Below are 13,203 nucleotides of genomic sequence, written 5' to 3' on the forward strand. Positions count from 1 at the left end.
TAACTTACAATTGAGTGTGCCTGTGATTTAGCACAATAATAGCACAGTCCGATTGCCATCCAGATTCATCCGTTTTCCTCATTCCGCTGTTGGATCGGTGATCTGGAGCGTTAAGCCGACTGGCAGCGCTAGCTCGGCCACCCACCATTCCGGGCTTTGACTTCCAGCTGTATCCCCTCTTGCTCCTGCAGGTAATGGATCACCGCAAACAGGTTGCTCGCCTGGGGATTCCCTTGTGGACGGCGGTCTTCTCCACCCTACTCGTATATCTAGGCCCTTTGTAGTACAACCCGCTTTATCTGTCAGGGGCTTGTGGCAAAATGGTAAGCACGGTTGGCCATGCTCCTGCATTCAACATATCGAGTACTTTATATTTCTCAATCATTCTCTCTATCTGCTGATCGTTCTTCAGATTGAAGTCAAAGCTTCTATCGCTCCTGTATGGGCCGCGCGGTTGCCAATATCCCATACCCTGATCTAAAATCATTTTACTCTTGGCACCCGATTCCCATTGAATAATTAACTCACGGCTATGTTGCATCTCGTATGGTCGTTCAATGAGTTTGACATCAACATCTACACGCAACACTCTACCTACCCACTCCCTTAGGATTGAATCTTGAACATTCCAGTCGATCCAGTCATGTTTAATCTCGGAGCCAAACCTAGATGATGAAGAACGCAATGTCTTGAGCTCAATGGCTTTTAGCTTGTCATTGGCAAAAACAGCCAAGAAGTTACCTAGTAACAAAATCGACCATGGTGATTTTAAGAATCTGTCTGAGTAGCTAATTGATACCGCTCTATCCGACTCAACCATCTTGTGCAGCTCTGGGGCTTGTGTTCGAAGCAGCTCACTCATCCTATTGGGTAGAGTACGAAGAGGTCCGTTCAGCTCATTCGTAACCTCAACGACCTTAGCTCCAGCCTCTACAACATCCCACGAAGAGATATCTAAAGACTCTATTGATAATGGCTCGACACCATCCGATGAGACCCAAACTGTAGTACTACCTGACTTAAGCCAATGATCCCCAGGATTCGAGGAACTACTGTCATTGGAAAACAGCGACTGTGAAGAGGAGCCTTTATTGATTTGCACTGTGACTGGAACTCCAAATGAATCCCATTTTTTATCAAATTCTAATACTTGAACACCAAGACGCCAAAGTGTGACCAGAGCCCTCTTAACATCCTCCGGAAGTGATTCTGCCGAATCAACCCCCAATGCCACACGGAGTTTGTCGACAATTGCCCAGGTCAATACATTGTCACGGAACTGTGTGGAGCCCAAATCCCACTCAAGAGGGTCGCCACGGAGAGCTATCAATATGGAATCCGCCCCTTTATTTATAGCAGAACGGACAAATCGGATTGGCTCATAGGAGCAGTAGGTGGCATTCGGGACCGCTTCAAATATGTGCGGCAACACAAGATAAGAAAGTAAATCACTTTCTGAAAGCCACCGAAGAGCATTTTTCCGGTCGAGCTCCTCTAGCTCAACTCTACTATCCTGACTCGCAAGACAATGCGAGCAAACGTTCTCACAATTTACCGGGCAAGAGAGCTTGCTAGATGCCTTTCGAATTAGCTGAACCACATCTGAAAGCCCTGCAAGCACAAATCCGGCCCCACCACTTACCTGATCGTAGAGCTGAATTACCGTCCTTCCTGCGCCAGTATCAATATCCTTATCAAGACGAACGCTAAAGCCCATTTCTGTACTGGCCACACCGAGAACTTCTGCAATAACATCGCGGATAGCAACAGCCAGCGTCATTGCGATTATCTGATGTTCCGGGCTATCAGAAAGCCACGTCCCTGTTTTTGGACTACGTAGGCATAGCTCAAGAACATCTGTACGTGTGTGATAACCTAGATATACATTTGCCTTCACGTTTGAGCCAGAACAGTCCTTTTCCTTCTTACTACCGGATGCGCCACCTACAGGACGATGATATTTATCTGGCAAAAGTGCTGGTGGTGCATCACCGTTACTCAACATCGACTCAGCGCGTCCGCATTTTAGGCAAACCGCATAACCTCTCTCATTCTCCCCTGATGAGTGATAAAAAACACTCCCTTCGTGCCCAAACCGAACAAACCCGCATCGCTCATCTGGTAGTGCGATCATTTCACCATCCAGATGGATCCGCGGACGTTCTACGCGAATATACTTTTGTGATGAAACGTCATTAGTGGTTGACTCATAAAAATCTGTGAGAAAGCCAGAAGGTCGCAACACATCTTTCTTTTCACTTAATGGGATTTCATATGCACAATGTGTACACGTCAAATCGGAGCTGTTCGAATAGGCATTTTCTACGATGCCGGAAGCACCACAATTCGGGCATCGCCATGCCACATCAAACTTTTGTGCTTCATTAATTGCACCGCCAGAGTGCCAATGCAGACTCACCCCAGCCGATCGGTACACACGCCCATCGATCACGACCTGTGCTCCTGGGGCATACTCCCTTATTGCAATATCAAGACCACGAGTTGGTTGCTCTTTCGAAGTGAAGATATTGTCCTCACGCAGCAAACCGTCCTTATGACGTGTCTTGTTTATAAAGTCTTCAATATTGTAGGTATTGAGGTTAACGACATTTGTTGGGAACCCATATCCTGGCAAGAATGCCTTGGCCGCCAAGTCACGAAGTAGATACTCGTTTTCATGGCGTTCAAGCTCTAATTCCAACGCCCTCTTATAGGGTTCATCTTTTGCTGATGACATCTTGCTTCTAAGGTTATTCAATTCAGTAACCCAGCGTTCCTGAAGCTCTACCAGGTAGAGTAATGACTCTTCAGCAATTGATAAAACAGACCGACCAGCAAGCCCCGTGCCTCGGACAAGCGTTCTCACAACAACCTCCACTTCCTCTGCGCAGTTACCCAGCCAGCCCACAAACCTAGTGCATACTGAGTCTTCCCCACCATAGAACCAGCTTACAGTCAGCTTGGTATTATCAGACGAGTCTGTTTCTTTGTTTAGGTAGATAGCCAGCAACAGTGAATTAACATGTCTCTGGACAATACGATCCGAGCTAAGGGTAATACTCGGAGCTGGTATTGCCGTTACAAAGGACCAATCTGGCTGTGAGAAAACTCTCTGATTATGCGGATCTGCCTTACACAGCGTATAGGCAATCGCGCGCGCCTCACTTCTCCGACCTGCCCGTCCTGCGCGCTGCAGATAGTTCGCCGGGTGAGGTGGCACATTATTCATTACTACTGCAGAAACTCCTCCGATATCGACCCCCATTTCCATGGTCGTCGAACAATTAAGAACATTTATTCGACCTTTCTTAAAAAGATCTTCATAAGTGTCGAGCTTTTCTGCTGACTGCTGAGCCGAGTGCTCAGCCGTACGGTAATAAAATCCACCTTCAACAGTCCTATCACAGAGATCCGTCCATAGATTCTCGTTTCTCAAGCGAATAACATCCTTGTCTTCAGCAACCTGAGTGCGGATCTGTCTGAGCTTTGACACGCCACTACCATCTGGTCTGAATGAGAATAGGGCTGGAAGATCAACTTTAGTACACCGATAGTCTCTGGATAACAGTTTACTGGGCAGATAAGGAGTCAGGCCCCTAAAGGTTGTGTCGAACAACCTGTGTGTTAGCGGGCATACCCATCCAGTCCCTGGGAGTGAGAAGGTCAAAGTAGTCAAATTCAGCGAATACCCTGCATCCATCGGTTCTAGGATGTGCACCTTGATTAAATCCTGCCATGCTTCCTTGAGCCAAAGATTAATCTTATCCCGATCTGTACTGATTATTCGATTAAGGCTACAGCCAAGCTCGAGTAGTTTTACAGGGCGACTGGGGGTGCCAGACCTGATCTGCGGCCAAACCCTTACTGTTGTACTCTCAACGACATCACTTTCTGGGGGATATAGCGTCTTAGAAGTAAATCGGCTCCCCATCCACCTTTGCATAGTTGGATCCAAGCGGAGGAAGGTGTTTTCCCTAATATAGAAGTCAAGGACGACCTTAAGAAAATCCCTCCAATCCTGGAGGGTGAGATTTGTTTTCTCAGATAAATAAGAACCCTCCGTAGGTATGGCTGTTGTTTCTTGCCAGTACATAGGGGGCTTAATAACCTTATCGAGGCCTGCATAACCGATGCCAACCAGGCCTAGTGTTTCGGTACTATTCTGATTCTTCGGACGGCGTGCATATTCTCTGGCAAGTAATAATCTTGCCATCGCTGCACCTGCTTCATTACCAGAAAACAGTTCAGGATTAGAATATTTATTGTAATCTAGGATGGACTGAGAGATATCTTTTGTTGTTGCAAGAGCAGAAACCATATCTGACCATGGTATTTCTGCGCGATCGATTTCAGTTGAACCATCCCTTCCTGCCTCTGCTGTTTTTCTTACACTCTCAGCCTCTTTGGCCAAACCCATGGCTTTGAGGGTTTCTGCCTGCTTCAACAACTCCTCATAACTTACTGTTGGAGTATTTTTTGGTTCAAGATCACGTTTTGACTGTTCATTTCTGAGAACTTCAAACACCAATCCACGCAATCTTGAGCGTTCTGCTTCTTGCTGCATGCGCACAGCCATGCGGGCCGTGCCTTGGCGGCTGTCGGTGAAGGTAATTAGCTTCCTTCCTCGCCCGGGAAGCTCCTCTGGTGACTTACCGTCACTATCCGACTTAACTGGGTCAGGGCAAAACTCCAATACAGTCGGTACTGCATTAGCCACATAGAAGGGTGCTCCCAGGTAACACTTCCTGAGAAAATCCTTCCCTCTCACACCAGTATTTTCACAACATCCACATTGTGAGGTTGTCTCTGACGAGATATGGATAGATATACTACGCCCTTGGTTAACCCTACCTAACCCAAGGGAGTCGACATCAAGGGCGATTTCTTGATACTCGTCATGATTACAGGTGGATGGCGCCAAAACCACCTTCTGAGCCCCATACCTTCCTCCTATATGACCAACCTCCTCAAGAAGCTGACTATCTTCTTCATTAAGATCATATGTAAGAGCGAATTCATCTCCGGCATAGGGGCTACGTTGTTGCAATTCACCGCCAATATCCTCAGCAACTAAATGAGGTGTCTGACACTCCGTGCAGAACCCTACCTCATAGACAGGTGAGTGGCATTCACATCTGGAACGTTGTGTGACATAGACATTGCCAAAAGGCCAGTTTTCAAACGAATCTGATTTTGCGGTGCAGTCTGGGTCTACACAAGACCAGATCCCATGCAGCATCCTTTGAAACATATGGATACGTAACTTAAGGAATGGTACTGTATTTTCAGAGACCTGGGTTCCAGTCATGACATCCAGCCACTCTAGGACTTCTCGTTGCCTCTGGGCTCGTGTTTCCCCCTTCAACCCATCCCTAGCTATCTCTACCAACGCATTAAGGCCTTGTGGTGTAGCACTGTTAACAACAGCATGCCTGAGTTTTTGTGCTACTGGATTTGACGCCAGAGCTGCAAACCTTTGAGTTGAAACGACCTCATTGGGATCAATACCCCGAATTTCATCTAATCCCAGGTTGTTAGTACTGCTGTTAGCCTCTATGTCAGGGATGACCCTGCTTCCACTGATAACCACAACTTGATCAACAGTCACCCCAGCGAGGTCTGCAAGATACCGTCTTAGTCTTTCATCCGCCTTGTCGTCGGCTATGGTTGCCGACGTTGCAATAAAGCGTATTTCACTGGGGTCTTTACCAAAGGCTTGGACGACTCTTCGCAACAGTAGGGACATCTCAGCTGCCTGGGAACCGATATAGGTATGCGCCTCATCGAGCACAATCCAGCGCAGCGACCTGGAGTCACGTGATTTTTGGATAATTGGGCTATCTACCTGCCTAACCAGCATATACTCCAGCATGGTGGCATTAGTCATCAGAATTGGGGCTGGCTCAGCCCGCAGCAGTTCACGCGAAAGAATCTGGTTTGGACAGGTTTTCTGCTGCTTCCTTACTTTACTTTCGCGCTCTTCAGTTTTGCCGTTATATAAGCAGAACCTTACTCCATCACCGAACCGTTTTGTCCAAGCGTCTAGGCGTTCCTGCTGAGAGTTTATAAGGGCATTTAACGGATAGAGAAACAGTGCTCGAACCCCAATCAGTGGCGACTGAATCTGCTCATACTCCCGGATCAAGTCATCCAGAATGGGCACCATAAAACACTCAGTCTTACCAGAGCCCGTGCCCGTGGTTATTACGGTTGACTTTGGTTTCTCATCTAACAGTGTTCGCCAAGCCTTGACCTGGTGTATGTAAGGATGAATGTCGGATGTGAATTTGTAGTTATCCGCATTCGCTAGCGCTGAAATTAAGCCCTTAGAGAGAAGACCACCTGCCAGGCTGCCAAACAACTCATCCGATTGATGCCACCCAAAGGTATGCTCAAAGACCGGAGGCGCAAGAAAGCACCCCTCCTTCCCAAGCTCATCACTCATCTGGGCACTCAGGTGCCCCCGCAAACCAGCATTACTAATACCCAGAACACTAAGTGTGGCTTCGCGCGCACGACTCAGACTCTGCTCAACAAGATCCTTGAAGTAATTCATCGTCTACATCTACTTAGTTATTAGTGATAACAAATGAAAGAACCGCTGCATGCACTGCGCGATACCATGATTCACGATCAAAATCCGAGATCATTTTTATGGCAAATTTTACGTATTCTTTACTGTGAGATAGTTCTTCTATCGACGCCTTACCAGCTGATACATGTGCCATGAATATGGGCAGGTATGTTACCGCATCAGAGAAATGTACCGAAGACAGGCTACCCAGCACATCAGGAAGTACCTGCCGATGAACCCAGGTTGTGAGATCTTCTCTAAGATCTGTGGGCCAGTGGCGATTTGACTCATGCGTACGACGCAACTCCTGGTACCAACCAGGTAGGAATACCTCCAACGGTAAGGATTTACATCCTCTGGCGTCACCATGCTCCAAGTAGCTATCTATACAATCGTAACCTGAGGTGATGCTTTTAAGTACCGACTTTCGACTCTCGATAACAGATGCCAATACTTCGTCTGATATATTCTTTGACATAAGCCAATTCCGCATTCGTTGATTGGCAGAAGCCCACACAGTGATTGGTATGCAGTCCCAAATAACAGCCAACTCATCCTGCAATCGTTCACAAAACACCTCATCGGCGGCCAGCCGGAAAACTACTGCAGCCAGGGCTTCCTTATTACGCGAGACTGACAGCCAGCTTTCGAATGTGGAAAGAGGCAAGTGTGAATAGTTCTGTTTAAGATCAGAGAGATATTGCCATCCTGAATGATCAAAGTCTGTCACCATTTCAGTGATTACCTCATCGATCATTGTCGGCCTATGAATGGGGTGAAAATATTTCGCCGCACTATGTAGCGTCCTCACGGGCTCATCTGGGGGCGCAATAGTGTCGCCAGGTGGCACATAGATATGTGGGCGAAATTTAGAAGGTGAGTCATTGGCGGGGTAAATAACCCAAGGCCCATCCCGGTCCATTTCCGCTGGGATATTGTGCCAACCGGTACCTACACCTTCGCTAACAGCCTCGGGTATCCTCACCGGCTCTCTTTGCGGGTTAGAGACGAGCATAGCGACAGGGCGAGCCTCAAGTACATCATCATCCAAACGGTCTGTAGTTACTTTTAGTATTCCAATACTATCGATGTACACGCGCCCACGGTAGCGCTTGATATTCATATCAAGCAGCCTACGCTCACTTTCAACTATAAGCCTTATGTAGGCATCCTGAGAACTGACCGCCCCCATCAACTGCAGCATATCCGGTTGGTAACTAAAAAGGTCAATTACCTGAGGTACTTGACCAATCTTTATCTCGTAATGCCGTTTCGGTCTCTGACCTGTATTCGCTACCAATTCAAGCGTAATAAAATATCTCTTTCCCTGGGTTGAATCTGAGACAAGCAATAGCTGAGTTCCAAGCAGCTCATCAAGAATCAAATCCTTCCTCTCCAGAGGCATGCCATCAGAGCCCAACAAGCGTGCCCCGTTATACGGATAAGGAAGTCTTAGTCGAACAGGCTCTGAGCGATCACTGCTACTCACATCGAGCAACAAATGGCTAGGCGTATCTGCTCCTAGATGTTCAATGCTTATAACCGTATCGCCAGATGACTTTTTAGATTCTGACTGGATATCGTCATTAACAACATGTGCCGTCAAAGACTCCGAATTGATCACAATCCGTGCATGATTATTTGCAGTTGCTGAAAACAGCGAAACTCTAAATCCTTCTGGCAGCACCCCAAAGCGACGGCGTAGTAAGGTCTCACCAGATTCATCTTTTAGTGCATAGCTGACTACGCCAGCAAAACCCTCCAATTTCTTTGCAGATACTAGTTCACCATTAGCATATTGCCGGGTATTCGTATGATTATTTTCACTGCCGTCATGGAATTCCACTCGAGGGAATCCCATATAAACCGTATTGGGAAGGGAGTTGTATATGGCGGTATGCCCTGACAGGTACGGTCTAAATTCATCCGTTACGCTTTGATTGAGACGCACGGAAACAACATCTGTTCCATTACCAAGGCGGACATCATCTGTCACCTCAATCCATTGCCCACCATGGCGATCTACTCCAACAGTTACGCCTTCCGATCCTTCAAGCAAGTCGTAATCACTAGGTATCCTAATATAGGCCCTTTCACTCTCCAGAAGGCACGATGCACTAGCCACAAAATATCGCGCATCTCCACAGTCTTTAAAAATCAGTGGAGAGTCGTTGTACTCGAGGCCACCATCCTCAAAATAGAAGGTCTGCACAGGTTGGCCATTGGCAAGTAGACGTAGATTTAGTGGTTCTTCTGGCTTGCGACGTTCCAATGTCATTTGTGTCTTCGGGAACTGAACACCGACGCGCTCTTCCGCCACATGTCCATAGGTCACAGATCCCTTGGCTAATAGACTCTCACCCTCATAGAAAGCTATCTGAAAGCGAGTTGTAGAGAGTTCATGGGACGTTATGTCTAGTATTGCTTTATCTGGGAGCGACAAACTCGTTCTGATACGCCAATCTGGTAAATCCCCCAGTAACTGATGTGTACAGGTAAAGGGATGGAGACTATCGACCTTGTCTTTGCGCTCCTGGCGGCGCCTTCCAGCATCCCGCAGCCAATCATTTATCAATCCCCTAGCATTGGCCTCATCCAGGGGTATAGGGAATGACTTTCGCCAGGCTTGAGCATGTGCATCCAGGTATTTGGCAGAATCATCGACATCCCTGAGAGGGTATTTGGTTACCAGATTCATCAACTGTTCGACGATACCTGCAAGAAGCTGACGTGTTTCGACATTTCTGAAGGTCTGCGGCAGGTAATGCTCACACTCAGCCATCGTATCAAATGTGGAGCGACGATTGCCGCGTGTCTCATAGAAGTGTTTAAGGCCAAAACGCACAGCGCGGGCAAAACCGTGCGTGTCACTTTGCACCAACAGCCAGGGTAAGCCCCCTTCAGAAAACAGCGAACCTAACAGATCCCTACCGTTCTCACGATAGTGTACGGGACGTTGCCAATACCCCTCCAAACCTGCAGTTACAAGGTTAGCGCGCTGATTGGGGTTGAAACTGACATCGATCCTGTCTTCAATGCCGTTCCAGGACCACCCCCCTTCACTAGCGTCGTATTCTCTGCGGAACCACTCAGCCGTAAACAAGCAAAATAGCGCAGCCCACTTTCCTCCGTGAACCGGGTCAAATGCTTTTCCAGCTGTTGAGGCAAGCAGACCGCGTAATTGCCGATACTCATCACTGGTTACCTGATAAGCATAAAGTGGCTGCCCGGTGGGTCCTTTGAACAGACTGCGAACAAGCAGAAACTCGCTAAGCCATGCCTTTAATGAATTTACTACAACCATTTGTGCGCTCATTTCATATATCCCGGTCTACAGACTCACCAAATAATGCTGAGGCTAAATGTCTTGTCACCCACATGGGCTCTTGTCCGTTACACATACCACTCAACAGCTGAAAGCGACTGTGCCGTGTCAAAAGCGTACACAAAGATCAGCAGCGATAGCTCCACCAGAAAAAAAGGGGCGCAACCCCAGAGATTCAAGTAGATTCCATAATTGCTTCAACTCCTCATCGAGAATGGCGTCTTTCCCCGCTTTGGTGTTTACAAAGTACCAACGCCCATTGAAACCTTGGGAGTTAGGTTCACTAGTCAGTAGTATCGTCTTTACACACTGATAGCCTTCAATCTCGGTTGTTGTTTTGAAGAAAGGAGGACTGATAGACACAAGCCTGCTAATAACCGTATATTCGCTCTTCCCTTGCGACGCGGCGGCTTTAATACCTTCTTTGATTTCTTCAAGGCTATTCACCGCCTATTGAATTCTATTTCTAAAATCTTGCTTTATTTGTCCCTGTTTGCGCACTCGCTCATTCGCCAGGCGCCGCTGTCGTTCCTGTTTGATTTCATTTACGTCATCCAGAAAACCCATAATTCCTCCTAACTGCTCCTGCACGTCTTTTACCCGGACGGGTGTTTCCCTTTATTAATGGCAATGGGCGTGCCAATATTACGAAACCGTTATCTTATTGATTCTATGTGAGTATTTTTTCTAAAACGCATCCCAGCTCATAAGTCAATAACTTTTATTAAGATGGCGTAATATAATTTACCCTCATAGCTCAGTTACGTTACCCTGTGAGTCGACTTCAAGCACCGGCGTTACCATTTCGTAGACCTGAGATGCCAGGTCATATTCCTCCCACCTTTTAGCATGGTGCTCTCTATCCAGGAGAGAAACATCTGTGGTTTGATCCGCCCCAGTTGACGTATCCAATCCCCCCTCATAGTTCAGCCCAGCACTTTCCGTCAGCAAATAGCGTCGATGGAAGCGTTCGCCACCTGGATTTTCCTTCCAACGGATAATTCTCAAAACACCTCCAACTGGGATAACTCCGCAAAGATTTTGCAGACGACGGACTAATTCAGCGGTTGACGGCGAGCCGATCTTGTTCCTCGTGCCTTCTCGTTCCACAATGTGGAATTCACATTCCACCCTGTTTATATCCGGTATTAGGGCAAGGATTGCAGCCAGAGAATTCAGCCATCTTCGTTCAGTAGGATCAAAATAGGGATCAACAAGGCGTAGCGTGCGGCAGTTTTGTAGAAGTGGCTCAGCAACCATTGAGAGCGCTTCAGCAGTGCGTTTAACCGCATCCATGGTCTTTGCGGAGAACAGTGGATCAAGATCACAGTTTTCAGCGCTAATCAATTGACCTGCAGACTCATCCCGCTCACAGACAATGGCGGCAAAGGGTTCCTTGGCATGGGCTGCAATTGCATTTGGGAGCCAGTCGCCACCAGGAGCTTCATAGGGCCGGCTTGATGAAATGAGTGTAAGCCACTCACTATTGATACTGCTCAAGTACTCAACCACCCTCTCCTTATTGATGCCATCTGGCAATTGTTCTGCCGCTTCTATAGCACGCCGCTTCCAGTTCTTGGGAAATCTTGAAATCAGGCGCCCCTTGTCGACACCAAACTGGTTAACAAGGAACCTACAGGTTTCAAAGCTTGAGGCAATAACGCCAGGATCGACAGCAAACTCCTTTAGCACTAAAACAGCTCCTTCTTTCTCTCCGGGAAGAATCCATTTGGCCAGCGGTCCAGAAACTCGCCCTCCTCCGTCAGGCGCAGATGGGTAATCTCTGTCTTGTCTTCGATGGGGTTGACGTAGTAGACCGCTAACTCATCAGGAGTTAAGGCATGAGCATCCGGATCCAGCTCGTCATTGGCCGTCTCATAGAGACGCCGCAGAAAACGCAGCATCATGTATTCACTATGCGTTTCAAGGATGAATACGGTTTCCGCTTCACGCCCATCACCCTTAATCGCATGAAGAAATAATTCACCGAGCGCGACCTGGAATTTCGGATGAACATGCAACTCTGGCTGCTCGACGGCAACGATGTTCTTATTGTGCCCAAGCGCGGCCACCAATACAGGAAGTACCTGAGATATCCCTGTACCCAAGTCCTCTGGATAGAGATCAATGTCGGAGCGCAGGTCGTGTAAGGTAACCTGCCTGCGGGTATCGACACTGCCAAGCTGCTCCTTGATCCAGTCAGGCGATTCAAGCAACTCGCTACCTCCTTGAAGCGCGACCATAAGTGGCGAATCCAATGCCAGCGGCTTATATTCGGTGTAATTGACGGCATAACCTGCATCCAGTCGCTCATCATTGGCCAACCAGTCATTCACCTTATCGGCCAGATCTTCACCCTCATTGTAAAGCTGGTCCCAAGCTCCCAGTCCGGATGACCAGCGATCAAGTCCGGGTGAACGCTCCGGCATAAAGTGTCGTCCAGGAATTTCACGAAGCGGACCGAGGTAGAGAAACTGCCTTAAACACTTAAGCACCAGTTCACCGGTCCCGACCATGACACGGGAAATATAGTGAACAAAGCGTGAAAATGATTCCGCATTCTCAGGCTCAAAGGCCCCCGCAGGCATTAGCCCTAATAGCTCTCCGAACCTGGGCATCGCACCACGCCCAGAATCTATTTGGAGGGGAAGCCTTTTGCTCAATTCGTTGAAATGGTCGAGCAGCCGTGCACCCACTGTATCGTCACTTTCACCTTCCTCCGCAGGCACATCAAACATCGTATGCTCGCTGTTTAGCGCCTTCAGGCTCGCCTGACGGGAATCATCATAGCAATGAAGAAAGGCAAATGGCTCATCATCGATTTGCACCGAATAATGAGAAACGAAGGCCTTTTTCTCTAATTCGCTCCACTTGATATCTATGGTAACATCAGCACTCTTCACCCCGGCCAAGTCGAAAACCTGGTCAGTACTCAAGGACTCCCCCAGAGCAGTATGCTCCTCTTCCTCTGCGATATATTCCGTACTACCGTAAGTCGGTAATAGAGAATTTCCAAGTTCGATTCCTATTCCAAGGCGTATCGTGGCATCGAGGTCGTGTCCATGAACCAGGTTTCTAAAACCGCCTAAATCAAGATCACCACCTATTTGTGTGTGCCCTGGATCGCAGTTATCACGCTCAAAGATTTCATACAGATAGTGCAGAGCCTGTATGAGACTGCTCTTCCCCGCGCTATTGGGCCCGAATAGCAAGGTGATAGGCTTAAACTCGATTACCTGTGTGGCCGAGCCTATAGCCTTGAAATTTGCAAGTGAAAGTGAAGTGACGCGCATAACGTAATTCC

The 13,203-nt window shown here is 47.9% G+C and carries 5 protein-coding genes; all 5 read right to left on the reverse strand.

The window, feature by feature from the left end:
• Positions 1–295: 295 nt before the first annotated feature.
• Entirely contained in the window at positions 296–6,556 is a 6,261-nt protein-coding gene (locus A3GO_RS0114910) for a DEAD/DEAH box helicase (RefSeq protein ID WP_029134079.1), read from the reverse strand.
• Between the two features lie 13 nt (positions 6,557–6,569).
• Positions 6,570–9,890 (reverse strand): STY4851/ECs_5259 family protein, encoded by a 3,321-nt coding sequence (locus A3GO_RS0114915; protein ID WP_037375559.1) that lies wholly within the window; start codon positions 9,888–9,890, stop codon positions 6,570–6,572.
• Between the two features lie 117 nt (positions 9,891–10,007).
• Positions 10,008–10,346: a hypothetical protein gene (locus A3GO_RS0114920; protein ID WP_029134081.1), complete on the reverse strand. Its 339-nt coding sequence runs from the start codon at positions 10,344–10,346 to the stop codon at positions 10,008–10,010.
• A 303-nt stretch (positions 10,347–10,649) separates the two neighbouring features.
• Positions 10,650–11,591, reverse strand: a complete 942-nt coding sequence (locus tag A3GO_RS0114930) for a hypothetical protein (protein WP_029134082.1) — start codon at positions 11,589–11,591, stop codon at positions 10,650–10,652.
• On the reverse strand, positions 11,591–13,192 hold the full coding sequence (locus tag A3GO_RS0114935; RefSeq protein WP_029134083.1) for an AAA family ATPase: 1,602 nt from the start codon (positions 13,190–13,192) through the stop codon (positions 11,591–11,593). Before A3GO_RS0114935 ends, A3GO_RS0114930 begins: the two co-directional genes overlap by 1 nt.
• Positions 13,193–13,203 lie beyond the last annotated feature (11 nt).

Origin of the sequence: Sedimenticola selenatireducens DSM 17993, from assembly GCF_000428045.1 — a bacterium.
Lineage (GTDB): Bacteria > Pseudomonadota > Gammaproteobacteria > Chromatiales > Chromatiaceae > Sedimenticola > Sedimenticola selenatireducens.

What these genes read in the sequence shown, in the direction of transcription:
- A3GO_RS0114915 (WP_037375559.1), bottom strand. Translation starts at nt 9,890, where the DNA reads ATGAGCGCACAAATGGTTGTAGTAAATTCATTAAAGGCATGGCTTAGC.
- A3GO_RS0114935 (WP_029134083.1), bottom strand. Translation starts at nt 13,192, where the DNA reads ATGCGCGTCACTTCACTTTCACTTGCAAATTTCAAGGCTATAGGCTCG.
- A3GO_RS0114910 (WP_029134079.1), bottom strand. Translation starts at nt 6,556, where the DNA reads ATGAATTACTTCAAGGATCTTGTTGAGCAGAGTCTGAGTCGTGCGCGC.